Genomic DNA, 20,935 nt, shown 5'->3' on the forward strand with positions numbered 1-20,935 from the left:
GCCGGCCGGATCGTCCGTTCAGGGGGGCGCAGGCCCGGCCGGCGTATAAGGCGGGCGAGGCTGGAGGCCTGGAATCCGGGACATCCGGACCCATGTCTCTCATCAGGTCCGGTGGCCCACCACCGTTGCCGACGTGGAGAATGAGGAGGAACGCATGAACCGACGTCTTTTCTGGGGTGCTCTTGCCGTTGGGGTGGCAGCCGTGGCCGTCGCCCTGCCGCTGATGGCGCAGAACCGCCAGGGCGCGCAGTCCCAGGCGCAGGGCCAGCAGGGCGCCCTGGCCGAGCACAAGGCCCAGGAGCAGCGCGACCGCGACGAGGCCGCCGAGCGTGCCCGCCGCCGCGAGGCCGCCCGCGCCGGCCAGGACAACCGCGACAAGGCCAGGCCGCAGAAGGAAGAGGAAGAGGAAAAGCGCGATCCGCGCTGATCTCGACCAAAGCCTTGTGCCGCAAGCATCTTCACCGGCCCGCCGGCCTCGCCGGCGGGCTTTTCCATGGTCGCCGCCACTGCTCCGCGGCACGCTTCCGGCTTGGGCAATCGGCGGCCAGCCGGTAAACTACGGGTTTCCGGAGCCCCGCCCATGACTCCCCTCATCTTCGTTACCGGCGGCGTCGTGTCCTCGCTAGGCAAGGGCATCGCCGCCGCTTCGCTCGCGTCCATCCTCGAGACCCGTGGCCTGAAGGTCACGATGATGAAGCTGGACCCTTACATCAACGTCGACCCGGGCACCATGAGCCCGTTCCAGCACGGCGAGGTATACGTCACCGACGACGGCGCCGAGACCGACCTGGACCTGGGCCACTACGAGCGCTTCGTCCGCACCCGCCTGAGCCGCAGGAACTCGGTCACCACCGGCCGGATCTACGAGGCGGTGATCCGTAAGGAGCGCCGCGGCGATTACCTCGGCGCCACCGTGCAGGTGATCCCGCACATCACCGACGAGATCAAGCGCTGCATCGACGAGGCCACCGAAGGCTACGACGTGGCCCTGGTCGAGATCGGCGGCACCGTGGGCGACATCGAGTCCTTGCCGTTCCTGGAGGCGATCCGCCAGATCCGCGCCGAGCGCGGCCCGGACAAGGCGTTGTTCATGCACCTGACCCTGGTGCCGTGGATCGCCGCCGCCGGCGAGCTGAAGACTAAGCCGACCCAGCACTCGGTCAAGGAACTGCGCTCGATCGGCATCCAGCCCGACGTGCTGCTGTGCCGTTCCGAGCAGCCTTTGCCGGACGGCGAGCGGCGCAAGATCGCGCTGTTCACCAACGTCCCCGAGCGCGCGGTGATCTCGGTGCAGGACGTGGACGTGCTCTACAAGCTGCCGATCGAGCTGCACGCCCAGGGCCTGGACGCGCTGGTCGCCGAGCGCCTGCGTCTGCAGCCGACCCGGCCGGCCGACCTGTCCGAATGGGCGGCGGCGGTCGACGCCACCGTGCATCCGGTGGACGAGGTCACGATCGCGGTGGTCGGCAAGTACGTGGACCACAAGGACGCCTACAAGTCGGTCGGTGAGGCGCTCAAGCACGGCGGCCTGCGCCAGCGCACCCGAGTCAACCTGAAGTGGCTGGAATCCCAGGACGTGGAGAACGGTGCCGACGCGCTGCTCGGCGACGTCGACGGCATCCTGGTGCCGGGCGGCTTCGGCGACCGCGGCTTCGAGGGCAAGGTGATGACCGCCCAGTACGCGCGCGAGCGCGGGGTGCCGTACTTCGGCATCTGTTACGGCATGCAGGCGGCGGTGGTCGACTACGCCCGGCACAAGGCCGGCCTGGAAGGCGCCAACAGCACCGAGAACGACAAGCAGTGCACGCACCCGGTGATCGGCCTGATCACCGAGTGGCGGACCAATACCGGCGAGGTCGAGAAGCGCGACGAGAAATCCGACCTGGGCGGCACCATGCGCCTGGGTCTGCAGGAGCAGCGGCTCAAGCCCGGCACCCTGGCCCGCGAGCTGTACGGCAAGGACGTGGTCGCCGAGCGCCATCGCCACCGCTACGAGTTCAACAACCGCTACCGCACCCAGCTGGAGGACGCCGGCCTGGTCATCTCGGCCAAGTCGATGGACGACCTGCTGGTGGAGATGGTCGAGCTGCCGCGCACGGTGCATCCGTGGTTCCTGGCCTGTCAGGCGCACCCGGAGTTCTTGTCCACGCCGCGCGAGGGGCATCCCCTGTTCGTCGGTTTCATCCGCGCCGCGCGCGAGTGCAAGTCGTTCAAAAGCGGGGCCGACCGCAAGCTGCTGAAGGAGGCACGGGCATGAAACTGTGTGGATTCGAGGCCGGCCTGAACCAGCCCCTGTTCCTGATCGCCGGTCCCTGCGTGATCGAGTCGATGCAGCTGCAGCTGGACGTGGCCGGGCGGCTGAAGGAGATCACCGGCAAGCTGGGGATGAACTTCATCTTCAAGTCCAGCTTCGACAAGGCCAACCGCACCTCCGGCACCAGCTTCCGCGGCCCGGGCATGGAGGAAGGGCTGAAGGTGCTGGCCGAGGTGAAGCGCCAGATCGGCGTGCCGGTGCTGACCGACGTGCACGAGTACACGCCGATGGACGAGGTCGCCGCGGTGGTGGACGTGCTGCAGACCCCGGCCTTCCTGGTCCGCCAGACCGACTTCATCCGCAAGGTGTGCGCGGCCGGCAAGCCGGTGAACATCAAGAAGGGCCAGTTCCTGTCGCCCTGGGACATGAAGTCGGTGGTGGAGAAGGCCAGGTCCACCGGCAACGAGCAGATCATGGTCTGCGAGCGCGGCGCCAGCTTCGGCTACAACAACCTGGTCAGCGACATGCGCTCGCTGAGCGTGATGCGCGACACCGGCTGCCCGGTGGTGTTCGACGCCACCCATTCGGTACAGCTGCCCGGTGGGCAGGGCACCAGCTCCGGCGGCCAGCGCGAGTTCGTGCCGGTGCTGGCGCGGGCGGCGGTGGCGGTGGGCGTGGCCGGGCTGTTCGCCGAGACCCATCCCGATCCGTCCAAGGCGCTGTCCGACGGCCCCAACGCCTGGCCCCTGGACAAGATGGAGGCGCTGCTGGAAACCCTGCTGGCGCTGGACTCGATCACCAAGAAGCACGGCTTCGTCGAGCAGACGCTGTAACGCGCCGTCGCCGCTGTACACAGGCAGGCCTGCAACGGCGTCTCGCGATGCTTTCCCTGGCAACCGACCCTCCACGCGCATGTGGCGGAAAGCCGGGGCAAAACCCGGCAGGCCGCGCCCGCCTCCGTTAAACTTCCGGCCGACTCCACCCACCGGACGTTTGCGCCTCCATGACCAGCATCGCCAAGATCCACGCCCGCGAGATCCTCGACAGCCGCGGCAATCCCACCCTCGAAGCCGAAGTCACCCTGGCCGACGGTTCCTTCGGCCGCGCCGCCGTGCCCTCGGGCGCCTCGACCGGCACCAAGGAAGCGGTGGAACTGCGCGACGGCGACAAGACCCGCTACCTGGGCAAGGGCGTGAAGAACGCGGTCGCCAACGTCAACGGCGCGATCGCCCAGGCCCTGGCCGGCTTCGACGCCGCCGACCAGCAGGGCCTGGACCGCCGCCTGATCGACCTGGACGGCACCGAGAACAAGGGCCGCCTCGGCGCCAACGCCCTGCTGGGCGTGTCGCTGGCCGCCGCCCATGCCGTGGCCGCCTCGAAGAAGCAGCCGCTGTGGCAGTACCTGTCGACGATCACCGAGTCCGACGTGGCCCTGCCGGTGCCGATGATGAACATCATCAACGGCGGCGCCCATGCCGACAACAACGTCGATTTCCAGGAGTTCATGGTCCTGCCGGTCGGCGCGTCCTCGTTCTCCGAGGCTTTGCGCGCCGGCACCGAGATCTTCCATTCGCTCAAGTCGGTGCTGAAGGGCCACGGCCTGAGCACCGCGGTCGGCGACGAGGGCGGCTTCGCCCCGGACTTCCGCAGCAATGTCGAGGCGCTGGACACCATCCTCGAGGCGATCGGCAAGGCCGGCTACACCGCCGGCGAGGACGTGCTGCTGGGCCTGGACGTGGCCTCCAGCGAGTTCTTCGACAACGGCAAGTACCACCTGGTCGGCGAGAACAAGCGCCTGAGCAGCGAACAGTTCGTCGACTTCCTGGCCGACTGGGCCGCGCAGTACCCGATCATCACCATCGAGGACGGCTTGGCCGAGGACGACTGGGCCGGCTGGAAGCTGCTCACCGACCGCGTCGGCGCCAAGGTGCAGCTGGTCGGCGACGACCTGTTCGTGACCAACCCGAAGATCCTCAAGCAGGGCATCGACTCGGGCACCGCCAACGCGATCCTGATCAAGGTCAACCAGATCGGCACCCTGACCGAGACCCTGGATGCGATCGCCCTGGCGCACAAGGCCGGCTACGCCTCGATCGTTTCGCACCGCTCGGGCGAGACCGAGGACACCACGATCTCCGACATCGCCGTGGCCACCACCGCGACCCAGATCAAGACCGGCTCGCTGTGCCGCAGCGACCGCGTGGCCAAGTACAACCAGCTGCTGCGGATCGAGGAAGCGCTGGGCGCTTCGGCCCGCTATGCCGGCCGCGACGCCTTCGTCTCGCTCAAGCGCTGACGCAGGACGGCAATGCGCGCCATGCGCTGGGTGCTGCTGGGGCTGGTGCTGCTGCTGGGATGGCTGCAGTACCGGCTCTGGTTCGGCATCGGCAGCGCGGGCGAGGTGGCGGCGCTGGAGTCCCAGGTGGAGCACCAGCGCCGCGAGAACGGCGGCCTGCAGGAACGCAACGCGGCCCTGGCGGCCGAGGTGCGCGACCTCAAGGAGGGCGTGGCCGCGGTCGAGGAGCGCGCGCGCAGCGAGCTGGGCATGATCAAGCCGGGCGAGGTGTTCTACCGGGTGGTCGAGGATCCGGCGCGCAGCCCGGCGGCGGTCGGTCCGGCCGATCCGGGAGCCGGTGCCGCCGAGGCGGCCACCGCCGAGCCGGAGCAGGACTGATGGCACAGGTCTGGGCGGTGGTGCCCGCCGCGGGCCGCGGCGCCCGCTTCGGCGGCGAGGTGCCCAAGCAGTATCTGGAAGTGGGCGGCAAGCCCTTGCTGGTGCATACCCTGGACGCGCTGCTGGCGCATCCGGCGGTGTCCGGCGTGGTCCTGGCCCTGGCCGGGGACGATCCGCGCTGGCCGGGCTGGCACGAATACGCGGGCAAGCCCCTGCTGGCCTGCGCCGGCGGCGACAGCCGCGCGGAATCGGTGCTGGCGGCGCTGGAGGCTTTGCCGGAGTCGGTGCGCGCCGACGATTTCGTCCTGGTCCACGACGCCGCGCGCCCGAACCTGGCCTTGTCCGACCTCGACCGGCTGCTGGAGCTGGGCCGGGCCGATCCGGTCGGCGCGATCCTGGCCGCGCCGGTGCGCGACACCCTCAAGCGCGCCGGCGACGACGGCGGCATCGACGGTACCGAGCCGCGTGAGCGGCTGTGGCGTGCGCTGACCCCGCAGCTGTTCCGCCGGCTGCAGTTGACCCGCGCACTGCAGGCCGCGGCCGGCGCCGGTATCGAGGTCACCGACGAGGCGATGGCGCTGGAGCGCCAAGGCCTGCGTCCGCTGCTGGTGGAAGGCCGCGAGGACAACTTCAAGGTCACCACGCCGGCCGACCTGGCCCGCTTCGAGTTCGAGCTCGCGCGCCGTCCTCTGTAGGAGCCGGTCTTGCCGGCGACCGTGGAGGCGGACGCATCACTGGCACCCGGTTTCACGCAGACGCATCCGCCATGGCGGTCGCCGGCAAGACCGGCTCCTACAAAAAGCCAAGCCAAAGCCGGAAGAGCAGAAGCATCAGAAGCGGTGAACCCCAACGCCCGCAGAGGCTGTCGTGCCTTGGGTCTGCGGGGCAAGTGGCACAGGGACGTGCCACGGCCGCGCGTTGCGGGCAGGACGCCCGCCCGAGCGGTGCCCCGCAGACCCAAGGCACGGCGGCCCCGGCCGAAGACAGCGCTCCTACGCCTTCTCCCATGCCAGGGCCATCAAGCATCGGGGAGGCGACCCACTCCCCTTGTGGTTCGCGCGGAGGGAACGTGGGCTGCACAATACGGCGCGCGACATTCCAGCATTAGAGAAAGAGCAGCCATGGCAGACCCCAGTCCCCCCTTCCGCATCGGCCAGGGCTATGACGTGCACGTGTTCGGCGAAGGCGACCACGTCATGCTCGGCGGCGTGCGGGTGCCGCATGAACGCGGCGTGGTCGCGCACAGCGACGGTGACGTGGTCCTGCATGCACTGTGCGACGCGATCCTGGGCGCGCTGGCGCTGGGCGACATCGGCGTGCATTTCCCGCCGTCCGACGAGCGCTGGCGCGGCGCCGACAGCCTCGGCCTGCTGCGTCATTGCGTGGCCCTGGCCGGCGAGCGCGGCTGGGCATTGGGCAACGCCGACGTCACCGTGGTCTGCGAGCGGCCCAAGGTCGGTCCGCATGCGCCGCTGATGCGCGAGCGGATCGCCCAGGCCTGCGGCGTGGCGCTCGACGCGGTCAGCGTCAAGGCCACCACCAGCGAGAAGCTGGGCTTCACCGGCCGCGGCGAAGGCATCGCCGCGCAGGCGGTGGCGCTGATGGTGCGGGCGTGAGCCCCGGCGCGGGTGCCGATGCGGGCGGGATGCCGTTGGCATTCGGCGCGCCGGTGCTGACGGCGCGGATCCGCAGCGCGCCGGAGGACTTCCGGGTCGAGGAGATCGACGGCTTCGAGGCCAGCGGCGAGGGCGAGCACCTCTTGCTGACGATCGAGAAGCGCGGTATGAACACCGGCTTCGTCGCCGGCCTGGTCGCGCGCTGGGCCGGCGTGGCCGAGCATGCGGTCGGTTACGCCGGCCTGAAGGACCGGCATGCGGTGACCGTGCAGCGCTTCAGCGTGCAGCTGCCCGGGCGCGAGGCGCCGGACCTGGCCTTGCTGGAACAGGACGGCCTGCGGGTGCTGGCCCAGGCCCGGCACCGGCGCAAGCTGCCGCGCGGCGCGCTGGCCGGCAACCGTTTCGTGCTGGCTTTGCGCCAGGTGTCCGGCGAGCGCGCGGCGATCGAGGCGCGGCTGGCGGCGGTCGCCGCCCGTGGCGTGCCCAATGCCTTCGGCGAGCAGCGCTTCGGCCATGGCGGAGGCAATGTCGGCAAGGCGCTGGCGATGTTCGCCCAGGGCGCGCGTGGCAAGCGCATGGGGCGCGAGCAGCGCTCCATGCTGCTGTCGGCGGCGCGCTCGGCGCTGTTCAACCGGGTGCTGGCGGCGCGGGAGGCCGACGGCAGCTGGGAGCGCGGGCTGGAGGGCGAGGTCTGGGCGCTGTCGGGCAGCCGCAGCGTGTTCGGTCCGGAGCCGTTGAGCGAGGCGCTGCAGGCGCGGCTGGACGCCGGCGACATCCATCCCAGCGGCCCGCTGTGGGGCCGGGGCGCGCTGCGCAGCGAAGGCGCCTGCCGCGAGCGGGAACTGGCGGCGCTGGCCGACGATGAGTCGCTGGCCCTGCGCGACGGCCTGGAGCGGGCCGGGCTGGAGCAGGAGCGGCGCGCCTTGCGGATCAGGCCGGGCGACTTCGCCTGGCGCTGGGAGGCGGACGACGCGCTGGTGCTGTCCTTCGCCTTGCCGCCGGGCAGCTACGCGACGGCGGTGTTGCAGCAGCTGGGCCGGATCATCGACGCCGCAGGTGCCCCCTTGTAGGAGCCGGTCTTGCCGGCGACCGTGAAGGCGGACGGATCACTGGCACCCGGTTTCACGCATCCGCATCCGCCATGGCGGTCGCCGGCAAGACCGGCTCCTACAGTGCGTCGCCGATGTCGGGGAAATCCTAAAAGGAACGGGCGCCTGCGAGGGCGCCCGTTTCGTTACACCTGTCTGCAGCTCCCGGTCAGAAGCCGCCGCCGAAGGTGAACTGCAGGCGCTCGATCTCGTCGCCTTCCTTCTTCTTGAAGGGGTAGGCGTAGCTGATCGAGATCGGGCCGACCGGCGCGCGCCAGAGCAGGGCCACGCCGGCCGAGGCGCGCAGTTCGCCCGCGTCGAAGTTGTCGATGCCGTCGTAGACGTTGCCGAAGTCGACGAAGGCCGACACGCGCGCGGCCTTGCTGTCGAACAGCTTGGGGAACACCATCTCGATCTGGCCGACGGTCTTGAGCGAACCGCCCAGCGGCTGGCCCTCGTAGCCGGCGATGATCTCCGAGCGCGGACCCAGGGTGTTGTCGCGGAAGCCGCGCACCGAACGGGTGCCGCCGGCGTAGAAGTTCTCGAAGAACGGCAGGCCCGAGGCGGTGACGGTCTTGTCGTAGTCCGGCGAGGTCGGCAGGCAGGGGCTGCTGGGATCCGGGCCGGGCACGTAGGTATCCATCGTGCCGTCGCCATTGCTGTCCACGTAGGAACCGGGAGTCCAGCACAGGTTGCGGACCTTGTCGCTGCCGTAGCTGTCGCCGTAGCCCAGGTCCAGGCCGGTGCGCAGGACGAAGGCCGGGCTCAGCTGCCAGTACTTGGAGAACTCGTAGTTGAGCTTGAAGTACTCGACCGTGGAGCCGGGCAGGGTGGTTTCCAGGCCGATGCGCTGGTACATGCCGCGGGTCGGCATGAAGTAGTCGTTGCGGGTGTCGCGCGCCCAGCCCAGCTCGCTGCGCCAGGCGTGGAAGGTGCGCTGGCCGACCGCGTTGACGTAGTCGATGATCGACTTCGGGGTGTAGCCGGCGTAGGTCTGGATCTGGTTGCTGTCGATGCCGAACAGCAGGGAAACCGTGCTGTTCTCGGTCAGCGGTAGGCCCAGCACGGTCTGCGCGGCGGCGTTGGTGCTGTTGTACTGGGCGGTGTTGAAGTCGGAGTAGTCCAACTCGCGCCACCACAAGTTGTAGCCCAGCGAGACGCCCTCGTCGGTGAAGAACGGATTGACGTAGGAGAACGAGTAGCGCTGCAGGTAGTCGCTGCGCTGGGCCTCCACCGACACCCGGTTGCCGCCGCCGAGGAAGTTGTTCTGCGACAGCTGGATCGAGGTGGTCATGCCGGCCAGCTGCGAGTAGCCCAGGCCGAACACGAAGCTGCCGGAGGTGGTCTCCTTGACGTTGTAGACCACGTCCACCTGGTCGCCGCTGCCGGGCACGGCGGGGGTCTCGACCTCGACCGTCTCGAAGTAGCCCAGGCGCTGCAGGCGGATCTTGGAGCGGTCGATCGCGGCCTGGGAGTACCAGCTGTTCTCGAACTGGCGCATCTCGCGGCGCAGGACCTCGTCGGAGGTGCGGCTGTTGCCCTTGAACACGATCCGGCGCACGTTCACGCGCGGGCCGGGGACGACCTGCAGGTTGATGGCCACGGTGCGGTCGGCGCGGTTCGGGGTCGGGATCGGGTTGACTCGGGCGAAGGCGTAGCCGATGTTGCTCAGGGTGTTGGTGATGCCGTCGGCGGTGGCCTCCAGCAGCACCCGCGAGAAGGTGTCGCCGGCCTTGGGGATGACCATGCGCTCGACCTGCTCCTGCGGCAGGATCGTGTCGCCGGTGACCTTGATCTCGGAGATCTTGTAGACCTCGCCCTCGGTGACCGAGGCGGTGAGGTACATGTCGCGCTTGTCGGGGCTGATCGACACCTGGGTGGAGTCGATGCTGAAGTCCACGTAGCCGCGGTCCAGGTACCAGGAGTTGAGCTTCTCCATGTCGCCGGAGAGCTTCTCCTTGGAGTACTGGTCGTCGCGGCGGTACCAGGACAGCCAGCTGCTCTCGCGCGATTCCCAGTTCTCGACGATCTCCTCGTTCTCGTAGGTCTCGGTGCCGATCAGGTTGACGTGGCGGATCTTGGCCGCCTTGCCTTCCTTGATGTCGATGGTCACGTCCACCCGGTTGCGGTCCAGGCGGCTGACGGTCGGGACGATGCTGACGTTGTACTTGCCGCGGTTGTTGTACTGGCGGTTCAGTTCCTGGGTGACCCGGTCCAGGGCCAGGCGGTCGAAGGTCTCGCCCTCGGCCAGGCCGATGTCCTGCAGGCCCTTGGTCAGGTCCTCGGTCTTGATGTCCTTGTTGCCGTTGAGCGTCAGCTTGTTGATCGCCGGGCGCTCGGTCACGGTGACCACGAGGATGTCGCCCTGGCGGTCCAGGCGCACGTCCTCGAAGAAGCCGGTGCGGTACAGGGCGCGGATGGTCTCGCCGGCGTTGGCCTGGGTCAGGGTCTCCCCGCGCTCGACCGGCAGGTAGGTGAACACGGTGCCGGCGGCGATCCTCTGCAGGCCGTCGATGCGGATGTCGCTTACGGTGAACGGCTCGACCGATTGCGCCAGTGCCGGCAGGCTCAGCGAGGAAGCGAGGGCGAGGGCGAGCAGGCGGCGCACGGGGAATCGCGTCATGTCACATCCGGTGGAAAGCAGGTGTTCGGCCAGGGAGCGCGGGTTGGCGCCGGAAAGCGGGGAGCGGGTCGTCATCGCGGCATCAGGCCCAGTATGTCGTTGTAGAAGGCCAGGCCCATCAGTCCCGCCAGCAGGGCCAGGCCGACGTACTGTCCGGCGACCATCGCGCGCTCGCTCAGGGGGCTGCCCTTGACCAACTCGATAAGGTAATACAGCAGGTGACCGCCGTCCAAGATCGGGATCGGCAGCAGGTTGATGATGGCCAGGCTCAGCGAGAGCAGGGCCAGGAAGTACAGGAACCAGTCGGCGCCGCGCTTGGCCGAGGCGTTGGCCGCCCGGGCGATCGTGACCGGGCCGGACAGGTTCTTGACCGAGGCCTCCCCGGTCAGCATCCGCCGCATCATGCCCAGCGAGTCGGAGGCCAGGCGGCCGGTCTCGCGGACCGCGGCCGGGACCGCGGCCAGCGGGCCGAAGCGCTGCACGGCGTCGTATTCGGGCGCCTGCGGCGGGGCCCTGGCGATGCCCAGCTCCCCGGCGCCGGCGCGGCGCGGGTCGGTGCTGCGCCGCGGCTGCAGCTCCAGCGCCAGGCGCTCCCCGTCGCGCTCGACCTCGACCATGCCCGGGCCGCCGCGCTCGCCCAGGGCCTGGACCTGCGGGGCCACGCCGTCGGCGGCGTCCACCGGCTGACCGTCCACCGCCAGGACCAAGTCGCCCGGCAGCAGCACGCCATGGGCCGGGCCGTCCTCGCGCACGCTGTCGATCCGCGCCGGGGCCAGCAGGAAGTGCCAGGTGAAGCCGGCCTGCTCGGGGATCCGGCGTTCGTCCAGGTCGGCCGGCAGCTGCGACAGGCGCAGGGTGCGCACCGCTTCGCGGCCCTCGGGGTCCTCGGCGCGCACCTCGATGTCGCGGCGGTCCAGGGCCGGGGCGGCCATGGCCATGGCCACCTCGGTCCAGGTGGCGACCGGGCGGCCGGCCACCTCGACCAGGCGGTCGCCGGGCCGGAAACCGGCCTCGGCCGCGACCCCGCCGCTGCGCCCGACCAGCGGTGCGTAGTCCTGGCGGCCGACCAGGAACATCACCCACAGCAGGGCGATGCACAGCAGAAGGTTGGCCGCCGGCCCGGCGGCGACGATCGCGATCCGGCGCCACACCGACTGGCGGTTGAAGGCGTGCGCCTGGCGCTGGACCGGGACCTCGGCCTCGCGCTCGTCGAGCATCTTCACGTAGCCGCCCAGCGGGATCGCCGCCAGCGCGAACTCGGTGCCGTGGCGGTCGCGGCGCGACCACAGGGGCCGGCCGAAGCCTACCGAGAAGCGCAGCACGTCCACCCCGCAGCGGCGCGCCACCCAGTAGTGGCCGAACTCGTGGAAGGTGACCAGCAGGCCGAGGCTGACGGCCAGCCACCACAGGGAACCGATGAAATCACCCATGGGCTTGGTCCGGAAGGGCGGTGGCGCTCATGCGGGGGCGGTTCCGGGGCAAAGCCTGGCGATCTGCTGGCGGGTGAACCGGCGCGCGTCCGCGTCCGCCGCCAGCAGCGCCTCCAGCGAACCGGCAGGCGCCGCGGGCAGGGCGGCGAGGGCGTCCTCGACCAGCTCGGGGATGGCTAGGAAACCGATCCGGCCCTGAAGAAAGGCTGAAACGGCTTCTTCGTTGGCGGCGTTGAGCACCGCCGGGGCGGTGCCGCCGGCATCCATGGCGGCCCTGGCCAGGGTCAGGCAGGGGAAGGCGTCGGTGTCCGGGGCTTCGAAATCCAGCCGACCCTGGGTCAGCAGGTCCAGTCCGGACACGCCCGAATCGATCCTTTCCGGCCAGCCCAGGCCCACCGCCAGCGCGGTGCGCATGTCCGGCAGGCCGAGCTGGGCTAGGGTCGAACCGTCGACGTACTCGACCAGGGCGTGAACCAGGCTCTGCGGATGGACCAGCACCCCGATCCGCTCGTCGGGCAGGCCGAACAGGTGGTGGGCCTCGATCACCTCCAGGCCCTTGTTCATCAGGGTGGCCGAGTCGACCGAGATCTTCGGGCCCATCGACCACTTCGGGTGGGCCACGGCCTGGGCCGGGGTGACCTGGGCCAGATGCGCGCGGTCCCAGCCGCGGAACGGGCCGCCGGAGGCGGTCAGCACGATCCGGCGCACGTCCCCGGCGCGGCAGGCGTGCAGGCACTGGAACACCGCGCTGTGCTCGCTGTCGATCGGCACGATCTGCGCCCCTGCTCCGCGCGCGGCGGCCATCACCAGCTCGCCTGCCAGGACCAGCGATTCCTTGTTGGCCAGCAGCAGGCGCTTGCCGGCGCGGGCGGCGGCCAGGGTCGAGCCCAGGCCGGCGGCGCCGACGATCGCGGCGACCACGGTGTCGCATTCCGGGCCGGCCGCCAGCGCTTCCAGCGCCTCGGTGCCGGCATGGGCGCGGGTGGCCAGGCCGGCCGCCCGCAGGCCGTCGCGCAGGCGCGGGAAGGCGTCGGGGTCGGCGACCACGGCATGGTCGGGGCGATGGACCGCACACAGCGCGAGCAGCGCGTCGACCTTGCTGCCGGCGGCCAACACGCTGGCGCGCAGGCGATCGGGATGGCGCGCGATCACGTCCAGCGCCGAGGCGCCGATCGAGCCGGTGGCGCCGAGCACGGCGACCTGGCGCATGTCCGCGGGCGATGGCATGTGCGGGCCTGGGCCGGTCAGAAGCCGAAGATGTCCTTGCCGATGGCGAACACCGGCAAGGCGGCGAGGACGCCGTCGATCCGGTCGAGCACGCCGCCATGGCCCGGAATCAGGTCGCCGGAATCCTTCACCCCGGCCTGGCGCTTGAGCAGGCTCTCGATCAGGTCGCCCAGGATCGAGGCCAGGACCGTGGCCGCCGCGACCAGGGCCAGGGCCGGCAGCTGCGCCAGCCCGGCGCCGGCGAAGCTGCCGAAGGCCAGGGCCACCGCCAAACCGGCGACCAGGCCGCCGAGGGCACCCTCGAGCGTCTTGTTCGGACTGATGGTCGGCGCCAGCTTGCGCCGGCCCCAGGTACGGCCGGCGAAATACGCGCCCGAATCGGCCGCCCAGACCAGGGCCAGGGCGGTCAGCAGCCAGCGGTGGGCGCCGGGATCGCCGCCGCCGGACAGCCCGGCGAAGTTGTCCGAATGGATCAGGCACAGCGCCGCCCAGGCCGGGACCGTGGCCAGGGTCCCGGCGGCCAGCTTGAAGGCTCGGGTCCACGGCCGGTGGCCGGCGCTGAAGCCCGGCCGCCACAGCCACAGCAGGGCCGCTCCCCAGCCGATCGCGCCGGCCAGGGTGGCCAGCTGGAACAGCACCGGCGAGAAGCCTTCATCGCTGCGCGAGGCCCACACCAGCAGCACCATCAGCAAAAGGTTCAGGCCGACCAGCACGGTGCGCGGCAGGCTGTCGTCGATCTCGGCCAGCTTCAGCCATTCCCACAGCCCGGCCAGCATGATCAGCGCGGCCAGCGCCGCCAGCCACGGGGTGGGCAAGAGCAGGATCGCGGCGATCGCGGTCGGGGCCATCACCAGGGCCGCGATGACACGGGTACGGGTCATGCGGAAGCCTCCACGGGGGCGATCTGGGCGCTGGTCAGGCCGAAGCGGCGTTCGCGCCCGGCATAGTCGTCGAGGGCCTGTTGCAGCACGCCGGCGTCGACGTCCGGCCACAGGGTCTCGGTGAACCACAGCTCGGTGTAGGCCAGCTGCCACAGCAGGAAGTTGCTGATCCGCCGGTCGCCGCCGGTGCGGATGAACAGGTCCGGCGCCGGCAGCCCGGCCAGGGCCACGTGCGCGCCGACCATGGCCTCGTCGATGCTGTCCGGATCCAGGCGCCCGGCGGCCGCTTCACGGGCCAGGGCACGGGCGGCGGTGGCGATGTCCTGGCGGCCGCCGTAGCTGGCGGCGATGTTCAGCTGCAGCCGCGCGTTGCCGGCGGTCTGGGCCTCGGCCGCGGCCATGCGCTGGGCGATCGCCTCGGCGAAGCGCCCGCGCTCGCCGATGAAGCGCACCCGCACCCCGCGCCGGTCGAGCTCGTCGACCTCGCGTTCCAGGGCGTTGAGGAACAGCTTCATCAGCGCGCCGACTTCCTCCTCCGGCCGGCCCCAGTTCTCGCTGGAGAAGGCGAACAGGGTCAGCACCTCGATCCCTTGGCGCAGGCAGAAGTCGATGGTCAGGTTGACCGCGCGCGCGCCGGCGCGATGGCCGACCACGCGCGGCCGGCGCCGGCGCTGCGCCCAGCGGCCGTTGCCATCCATGATGACGGCAAGGTGGCGCGGAACCGGGGCGCTGGCGGGAGGCATGGCCGTCATGCGGACTGCAGACCGCTCAGACCGCCATCAGTTCCTGTTCCTTGGCCTTGACCACCTCGTCGACGTCCTTGATCGCCTTGTCGGTGATCTTCTGGATCTCCTCCTCGGCGCGGCGGACCTCGTCCTCGGTCACCTGCTTTTCCTTCAGCAGGTCCTTGACCTGCTGGTTGGCGTCGCGGCGGATGTTGCGCACGGCGACCTTGGTGTCCTCGCCCTCGCCGTGCACGACCTTGGTCAGCTCGCGGCGGCGCTCCTCGGTCAGGGCTGGCAGGTTGAGGCGGATGGTGGTGCCGGCGGTGTTCGGGGGCAGGCCCAGGTCCGAAGCCAGGATCGCCTTCTCGACCGCGCCGACCATGCCCTTGTCCCACGGGTTGATCACCAGCGAGCGGGCGTCGGCGACCGAAACCGCGGCCACCTGCGAGAGCGGCACGTCGCTGCCGTAGGCATTGACCCGGATGGTGTCCACCAGGCCGGTGGAGGCGCGACCGGTGCGGACCTTGACCAGGTTGTGGCGCAGGGCCTCGATGCTCTTGGTCATGCGGGTCTGCGCGTCTTGCTTGATCTGGTTGATCATCGGCGGGGCTTCCGTCTTTGTGCCTGAATCGGCCGATTATACGGGTTTGCCGGTAACGGCCGGTGCGGGGACGGCGGCCGGCCGGGCTCAGCCGCGGCCGCGGACCAGGGTGCCGACGTTCTGGCCGCGCAGGATCCGCATCAGGTTGCCCGGGACCGAGACGTCGTAGACCCGCAAGGGGATGCCGTGGTCGCGGCACAGGGCGAAGGCGGCGGTGTCCATCACCTGCAGGTCGCGGGCGATGACCTCGTCGTGGTCCAACTCCTCGAAGCGCACCGCGTCGCTGTGCTTCTTCGGGTCCTTGTCGTAGACGCCGTCGACCTTGGTCGCCTTCAGCAGCAGGTCGGCGTTGATCTCGATCGCGCGCAGGGCGGCGGCCGAGTCGGTGGTGAAGAACGGATTGCCGGTGCCGGCGGCGAAGATCCCGATCCGGCCCTTCTCCAGGTGGCGCACGGCGCGGCGGCGGATGTAGTCCTCGCACACGTCGTTGATCTTCAGCGCGCTCATCACCCGGACCTTGCCGCCGAGCTTCTCCAGCGCGTCCTGCATCGCCAGGGCGTTGATCACCGTGGCCAGCATGCCCATCTGGTCGCCGGTGACCCGGTCCATGCCCGAGGCGGCCAGGCCGGCGCCGCGGAAGATGTTGCCGCCGCCGATCACCAGGCCGATCTCGGCGCCGGCTTCGCGCGCCTCCATCACCTCGCGGGCGATGCGGCCGATCACCACCGGGTCGATGCCGTAGTCCTCGGCTCCCATCAACGCCTCGCCCGAGAGTTTCAGCAGGACGCGACGGTGGGCGAGCTCGGACATGGGGGGCCTCGGCAGGTGGAAAACGCGCGGATTCTAGCGGAAAGCGCCTGCAGCCGGGCCGCGCGCCGGGGCCGCCGGCACGTCGCCGTTCATTGCCGGTGCGGGCTGACCCGGTTGCGGCCTTCGCGCTTGGCGCCGTACAGGGCGTCGTCGGCGGCCTGCAGAAGGCTGCGGGCGTCTTCGAAGCGGGTGCCGGCGCTGTCGTGGGTGGCCAGGCCGGCGGAGAAGGTCACGTGCAGCGGCTGTTCCTCGACCACGGCCATCGGCAGGCGCGAGACCTCGTCGAGGATGCGCTGCAGCACGCGCGAGGCGGCGGCCTCGTTGGAATGGCTGAGCACGACCAGGAATTCCTCGCCGCCGTAGCGGGCGATCAGGTCGGTGCTGCGCAGCATCCTCTGCAGGGTCTGGGCGAACTGGCGCAGGACCTGGTCGCCGACCAGGTGGCCGTGCTGGTCGTTGATCCGCTTGAAGTCGTCCAGGTCGATGAAGGCGATCGACAGGGGCTGCTGCAGGGCCACGGCGGTGGCGAACTCGCGCTCGAGCACCTCCTCCATCTGCAGCCGGTTGTAGACCCCGGTCAGCGGGTCGCGCCGCGACTGCTCGGTCAGCCGGCGCATCCGCTCCTCGGAGGCTTGGACGTCGTGGCGGGCCTGGCTGGCCTCCTGGATCTCGCGCAGGTTGCGCAGGATCAGCAGCTCCTTGGCGTGCTCGGAGATCGCTTGCAGGTGCTCGGGGCGGTTGATCCGCACCTCGAACAGGGCGCTGATCTCCGGCAGGGCGGCGGCGATCTGCACCAGCAGTTCGTCCAGCACCGGTGCCTGCTTGCCGGTGGCCATGCCGACCCCGGCCTCGGCCGCCGCGCGGAGCCGGCCGTCCGGGTCTTCCGTGGCCAGCCACAGGTCGGCCACCGCACCGGAGGCGACCACACTGGCGAGGAAGGGGTCGTCGGCCGAGACGGCCGCGCCGGCCTCGCTGGCGGCGATCGCTTCGGCCAGGTAGGCCGGCAGCTGCCACTGCCGCGCCAGCCAGGCGCCGACCTTGGCGTGGTCGCTGCCGAACACCTCGCGCTCCAGCGCCAGCAGCGCGGCGTTGTCGCCGACGCGGCCGCGCAAGGCGGTGTATTCGGCCGGCGCGGCCTGGAGCAGGGCCAGGCCGCCGATGTCCTGCAGCAGCCCGGCCAGCATCAGGTCCTCGAGGCGGGCCGCGCCGGCCTGCTGGCCGACCAGGCGCGCGGCCAGCGCCGCCAGCACGCTGCGCCGCCAGATCTTCTCCTGCTCGGCCGCGGTGCCGTTCTTGCCGCGCAGGCCCTGGACCAGGGAGAAGCCCAGGGCCAGGCTCAGGGTCGCGTTGAGGCCGAGCATGGTCATCGCCTGGCCGAGGTTGTCGACCCGGCGGCGGCCGGCGTACAGCGGCGAGTTGGCCACCCGCAGCATCCGCGCGCTCAGCGCCGGGTCCATGCCGATCACCCGCGCGGTGGCGTTGATGTCGACGTTCGGGTCCTGGGCCAGGTCGATGATCTGCAATGCCACGCCGGGCGGCGAGGGCAGGTTGCGGCAGTGCAGGAGGCTGGCTTCGAGTTCCGGTCGCATCGGCGGTCGGTCGGTTCCGGTCCTTGGAGTATGCCGGCAAATGCCGGTGCCGATAAGCAGGGTACGCCGGCGGGCGGCGCACGCCTACCGTTTCGGCGGAAAGAGTGGCGGGGACGGGCGCATAAAAGGAAAGCCGCGGCGGGCCGCGGCTTTCCGGGTGCTACGGGTGCGGCGCGATCAGACCTGCATCGCCTTGGCGACTTCGGCGGCGTAGTCCTCGACCACCTTCTCGATGCCCTCGCCGACCACCAGGCGCTGGAAGCCGACCACGTCGGCGCCGGCGGCCTTGACCACCTGCTCGACCGACTTGTCGCTGTCGAGCACGTACGGCTGGCCGTACAGGGTGACCTCGTTGACGATCTTGTTGATCTTGCCGGAGATGATCTTCTCCAGGATCTCGGCCGGCTTGGCCTTGTCCTTCTCGGACATCTTGGCCAGCTCGATCTCCTTCTCCTTGGCCACGAACTCGGCCGGCACGTCGGCCGCCTTGTTGTGCGGCGGGTTCATCGCCGCCACGTGCATGGCCAGGCCGCGGGCCAGCTCGGCGTCGCCGCCGGCCAGTTCCACCAGCACGCCGATCTTGCCGCCGTGGACGTAGGCGGCGACGTTGTTGGCCGAGTCGATGCGGGCCAGGCGGCGGATCTGGATGTTCTCGCCGAGCTTGGCCACGGCCGCGGCGCGGGCTTCCTCCACGGTGGCGCCGGAGGCCAGCTTGGCGGCCTTCAGGGCTTCCACGTCGGCGGCGCCGGAGGCCAGCGCGGCCTGGGCGACGGTGTCGATGAAGGCGATGAAGTTCTCGTCCTTGGCGACGAAGTCGGTCTCGGAGTTGACCTCGACCAGCACGGCCTTGCCGCCGTCCTGGGCCACCGCGATGCGGCCTTCGGCGGCGACGCGGTCGGCCTTCTTGTCGGCCTTGGCCAGGCCCGACTTGCGCAGCCACTCGGCCGCGGCGTCGATGTCGCCGGCGTTCTCGGTCAGCGCCTTCTTGCACTCCATCATGCCGGCGCCGGTGCGCTCGCGCAGATCCTTGACCAGGGAAGCAGTGATTTCCACGGGAATACCTCGTTATGGGATGGGTTCGGCTCCGTGTCGCGACGGAGCGGGGCGGGAGGCCATCGCGCGCGGCGCGCGCCATGGCCAGGCCCCGGTGCGGACGGCGCAGGGCGCCCGTCCGCACGGAGAGGGCGGCCGCACGCGGCCGCCGGGTGGATCACTCGGCCGCGGCGGCGGTCTCGCCTTCCTCGGCCTTGCCGCCCTTGCGGGCCGGGCCCTTGCGGGCCGGAGCGCGGCGCGCGCCCTTGCCGTCCTCGGCCTCGGCGAAGTCGCCCTCGGTCACGGTGGCGGCGTGCGGGGCGGCGGCCTTGCCTTCCAGCACGGCGTCGGCGGCGGCGCGGGCGTACAGCTGCACGGCGCGGATGGCGTCGTCGTTGCCCGGGATGGCGTAGTCGACCAGGGCCGGATCGTAGTTGGTGTCGACCACCGCGATCACCGGGATGCCGAGCTTCTTGGCTTCCTTGATCGCGATGTCCTCGTGGCCGATGTCGATCACGAACAGGGCGTCGGGCAGGCGGTTCATCTCCTTGATGCCGCCCAGCGAGGCCAGCAGCTTCTCGCGCTCGCGGCGCAGGCCCAGCACCTCGTGCTTGACCAGCTTCTCGAAGGTGCCGTCGGTCTCGGCCGCTTCCAGCTCCTTCAGGCGCGAAACGGACTGCTTGACGGTGCGGAAGTTGGTCAGGGTGCCGCCCAGCCAGCGCTGGGTCATGTACGGCTGGCCGCAACGCTCGGCCTCTTCCTTGATCGCCTCGCGCGCGCTGCGCTTGGTGCCGACGAACAGGATGGTGCCGCGCTTCTGGGCGATGGCCGAGATGAAGTTCATCGCGTCCGAGAACAGCGGGACGGTCTTCTCGAGGTTGATGATGTGGATCTTGCCGCGGGCGCCGAAGATGTACGGGGCCATCTTCGGGTTCCAGTAGCGGGTCTGGTGGCCGAAGTGGACGCCGGCTTCCAGCATCTGGCGCATGGTGATCTGGGGCATTGCTCGTAACTCCTGATGGTGGAATCGCGTCGTGTGCGGCTTTTCTTGGACAGTCCGCACATGGACCGGTGCGCGCCGCGGGGGCGTGCACCGACGATTCCGGGGTTGGGCCTCCCTGGCGCTTCCGTGGCCGAACCCGTTCCTGCGATCGGAACGGGCACCCCGGCACGGGGATGGGCGTCAGGTGTGTATTCGCCTGGGGCCGGAAGAACCGGCCACCCTGCGCCCGGCGTGGGCGGTCCCCCGGCAGGCGGGGGACGGACAGAGCCGCGGAAGTATAGCGGCCGGCCCGGTTCCGGGCAAACGGCCGGGGCCGGGCGGATCAGCGGCCGCCGAACAGGTCCGGGGCCGGCACCAGCACGGTGGGGGTGCCGTCGACCTCGGCCTGGAAGCGGCCGTAGGGCGGCTCGCCGGCATCTTCCGGCATCGGCCAGTGCTTGTAGCGCCCGGGCAGGACGTAGCCGGCCAGGTTGGGCGCGAGCAGGTACTCGCGGCCGCCGGTGCCGACGAAGCTGAGGTTGGCGATGCGGGCGTGGCGGTCGCCGCTGTTGTCCACCCGCAGGTGGCGCTGGCCGCGGCCGTCCGCCTCGATCCGGGCGCTCAGCCGCGGTCCGGCGACCGCGGCGGCCGGGGCCAGGAACACCGGGATCGAGTAGCGCAGCCGGCCGGCATCGGTGGCGCCGGCCGCGGGCAGTTCGTCGACGATCAGGCGGTAGGCGGTCTCCGTGGCCGGCCCGGCCGGAGCCAGCCGCACCACCCGGACCAGCTGGCGTCCCTGCCCGGGAACCTGGAGCAGGGGCGGACTGACCGCCAGGTCGCGGGTCGCCGCGAGCACCTCGCCGCCGTCCTGCTGGGTCCAGGCGAAGATCCGCACCTGGGCGTGCAGCGGCGCCTGGCGGCCGTTGCTCAGCCACAGGCTGGCCGCGCCGGCGTCCGGCGCCAGGGTCAGCGAGACCGGTTCGATCCGCAGGTCGCCGGACGGGGCGGCGGCCGCGATGCCCAGCCAGAGCGCCAGGGCCAGGCCCCAGCGGGCGTGCTTCGGGGCGGCCATCAGAACACGACGGTGGTCACCCGCGAGCCGTCGTCCGCGTCGCTGTGCGGTACCGGCAGGTGCGTGGCGTGGGAGGTGCCGCCGGTCTGGACCAGGGCGCTGGGCGGGATGGCCGCGGTGGCCGGCGTGGCCAGGGCCCAGGGGATCCCGGCGCTGCAGTCCACGCTGGGGACGGCGTCGGCGGCGCGGATGTCGCAGCGTTCGAGCACGGTCATCGAGATCCGCAGGGTGGTGCGCGCGCTGGAGGCCTGCACGGCGCCGACTGCCAGGACCAGGGCAGCCAGGATCAGGACTTTGCAGGCACGCATCGGCGACTCCGTGCCGACAGGAC

Annotated in this window: 20 protein-coding genes; 8 read left to right on the plus strand and 12 right to left on the minus strand. The window is 70.8% G+C overall.

What is annotated here, in order from left to right; translation table 11 throughout:
• The first annotated feature begins 154 nt into the window (after positions 1 to 154).
• The 8 genes from CSC62_RS05660 to truD all read left to right on the plus strand — a co-directional run bounded on the left by CSC62_RS05660 (position 155) and on the right by truD (position 7,614).
• Positions 155 to 427, plus strand: a complete 273-nt coding sequence (locus tag CSC62_RS05660) for a hypothetical protein (RefSeq protein WP_162405195.1) — start codon at positions 155 to 157, stop codon at positions 425 to 427.
• A 153-nt stretch (positions 428 to 580) separates the two neighbouring features.
• The gene (gene pyrG, locus CSC62_RS05665) at positions 581 to 2,257 is read left to right on the plus strand and encodes a CTP synthase (protein WP_162405196.1); all 1,677 of its coding nucleotides are present in this window, start codon (positions 581 to 583) and stop codon (positions 2,255 to 2,257) included.
• Positions 2,254 to 3,087 (plus strand): 3-deoxy-8-phosphooctulonate synthase, encoded by an 834-nt coding sequence (gene kdsA, locus CSC62_RS05670; protein WP_162405197.1) that lies wholly within the window; start codon positions 2,254 to 2,256, stop codon positions 3,085 to 3,087. The genes pyrG and kdsA overlap by 4 nt, the downstream gene beginning before the upstream one ends.
• A gap of 170 nt (positions 3,088 to 3,257) precedes the next feature.
• Positions 3,258 to 4,550: a phosphopyruvate hydratase gene (eno, locus tag CSC62_RS05675; protein WP_162405198.1), complete on the plus strand. Its 1,293-nt coding sequence runs from the start codon at positions 3,258 to 3,260 to the stop codon at positions 4,548 to 4,550.
• A gap of 12 nt (positions 4,551 to 4,562) precedes the next feature.
• The gene (gene ftsB / locus CSC62_RS05680; RefSeq protein WP_162405199.1) at positions 4,563 to 4,928 is read left to right on the plus strand and encodes a cell division protein FtsB; all 366 of its coding nucleotides are present in this window, start codon (positions 4,563 to 4,565) and stop codon (positions 4,926 to 4,928) included.
• A complete protein-coding gene (ispD, locus tag CSC62_RS05685) occupies positions 4,928 to 5,623 on the plus strand; it encodes a 2-C-methyl-D-erythritol 4-phosphate cytidylyltransferase (RefSeq protein ID WP_162405200.1) in 696 nt (231 codons plus the stop codon). Before ftsB ends, ispD begins: the two co-directional genes overlap by 1 nt.
• A 426-nt stretch (positions 5,624 to 6,049) precedes the next feature.
• Positions 6,050 to 6,544 carry a 2-C-methyl-D-erythritol 2,4-cyclodiphosphate synthase gene (gene ispF / locus CSC62_RS05690; RefSeq protein WP_162405201.1) on the plus strand — a complete coding sequence of 165 codons (495 nt, stop codon included), beginning with the start codon at positions 6,050 to 6,052 and terminating at the stop codon, positions 6,542 to 6,544.
• 29 nt (positions 6,545 to 6,573) lie between these two features.
• Complete coding sequence (gene truD / locus CSC62_RS05695) at positions 6,574 to 7,614, plus strand: tRNA pseudouridine(13) synthase TruD (RefSeq protein WP_162405202.1); 1,041 nt, start codon at positions 6,574 to 6,576, stop codon at positions 7,612 to 7,614.
• 187 nt (positions 7,615 to 7,801) lie between these two features.
• On the opposite strand, the gene bamA is transcribed toward truD, so the two are convergent.
• The 12 genes from bamA to CSC62_RS05755 all read right to left on the minus strand — a co-directional run bounded on the left by bamA (position 7,802) and on the right by CSC62_RS05755 (position 20,912).
• Positions 7,802 to 10,255, minus strand: a complete 2,454-nt coding sequence (gene bamA / locus CSC62_RS05700; protein WP_162405203.1) for an outer membrane protein assembly factor BamA — start codon at positions 10,253 to 10,255, stop codon at positions 7,802 to 7,804.
• Positions 10,256 to 10,326: 71 nt separating this feature from the next.
• A complete protein-coding gene (rseP, locus tag CSC62_RS05705; RefSeq protein ID WP_162405204.1) occupies positions 10,327 to 11,685 on the minus strand; it encodes an RIP metalloprotease RseP in 1,359 nt (452 codons plus the stop codon).
• Between the two features lie 27 nt (positions 11,686 to 11,712).
• Positions 11,713 to 12,912 carry a 1-deoxy-D-xylulose-5-phosphate reductoisomerase gene (locus CSC62_RS05710; protein WP_162405205.1) on the minus strand — a complete coding sequence of 400 codons (1,200 nt, stop codon included), beginning with the start codon at positions 12,910 to 12,912 and terminating at the stop codon, positions 11,713 to 11,715.
• A 17-nt stretch (positions 12,913 to 12,929) separates the two neighbouring features.
• Positions 12,930 to 13,793, minus strand: a complete 864-nt coding sequence (locus CSC62_RS05715) for a phosphatidate cytidylyltransferase (protein WP_162405206.1) — start codon at positions 13,791 to 13,793, stop codon at positions 12,930 to 12,932.
• Entirely contained in the window at positions 13,790 to 14,536 is a 747-nt protein-coding gene (gene uppS, locus CSC62_RS05720; RefSeq protein WP_162405207.1) for a polyprenyl diphosphate synthase, read from the minus strand. Before uppS ends, CSC62_RS05715 begins: the two co-directional genes overlap by 4 nt.
• A 25-nt stretch (positions 14,537 to 14,561) precedes the next feature.
• Positions 14,562 to 15,119 carry a ribosome recycling factor gene (gene frr / locus CSC62_RS05725; protein WP_162405208.1) on the minus strand — a complete coding sequence of 186 codons (558 nt, stop codon included), beginning with the start codon at positions 15,117 to 15,119 and terminating at the stop codon, positions 14,562 to 14,564.
• An 87-nt stretch (positions 15,120 to 15,206) separates the two neighbouring features.
• A complete protein-coding gene (gene pyrH, locus CSC62_RS05730) occupies positions 15,207 to 15,929 on the minus strand; it encodes a UMP kinase (protein ID WP_162405209.1) in 723 nt (240 codons plus the stop codon).
• An 89-nt stretch (positions 15,930 to 16,018) separates the two neighbouring features.
• The gene (locus CSC62_RS05735; protein ID WP_162405210.1) at positions 16,019 to 17,518 is read right to left on the minus strand and encodes a GGDEF domain-containing protein; all 1,500 of its coding nucleotides are present in this window, start codon (positions 17,516 to 17,518) and stop codon (positions 16,019 to 16,021) included.
• A gap of 177 nt (positions 17,519 to 17,695) precedes the next feature.
• Positions 17,696 to 18,571, minus strand: coding sequence for a translation elongation factor Ts (gene tsf / locus CSC62_RS05740; protein WP_162405211.1), 876 nt, complete (start codon positions 18,569 to 18,571; stop codon positions 17,696 to 17,698).
• 157 nt (positions 18,572 to 18,728) lie between these two features.
• Positions 18,729 to 19,553 (minus strand): 30S ribosomal protein S2, encoded by an 825-nt coding sequence (rpsB, locus tag CSC62_RS05745; protein WP_162405212.1) that lies wholly within the window; start codon positions 19,551 to 19,553, stop codon positions 18,729 to 18,731.
• Positions 19,554 to 19,875: 322 nt separating this feature from the next.
• Positions 19,876 to 20,604 carry a fimbrial biogenesis chaperone gene (locus tag CSC62_RS05750; RefSeq protein ID WP_162405213.1) on the minus strand — a complete coding sequence of 243 codons (729 nt, stop codon included), beginning with the start codon at positions 20,602 to 20,604 and terminating at the stop codon, positions 19,876 to 19,878.
• On the minus strand, positions 20,604 to 20,912 hold the full coding sequence (locus CSC62_RS05755) for a hypothetical protein (protein ID WP_162405214.1): 309 nt from the start codon (positions 20,910 to 20,912) through the stop codon (positions 20,604 to 20,606). The genes CSC62_RS05750 and CSC62_RS05755 overlap by 1 nt, the downstream gene beginning before the upstream one ends.
• Positions 20,913 to 20,935 lie beyond the last annotated feature (23 nt).

The sequence above is a fragment of the Pseudoxanthomonas jiangsuensis genome (assembly GCF_010093185.1).
In the GTDB taxonomy this organism is placed as follows: Bacteria; Pseudomonadota; Gammaproteobacteria; order Xanthomonadales; family Xanthomonadaceae; genus Pseudoxanthomonas; species Pseudoxanthomonas jiangsuensis.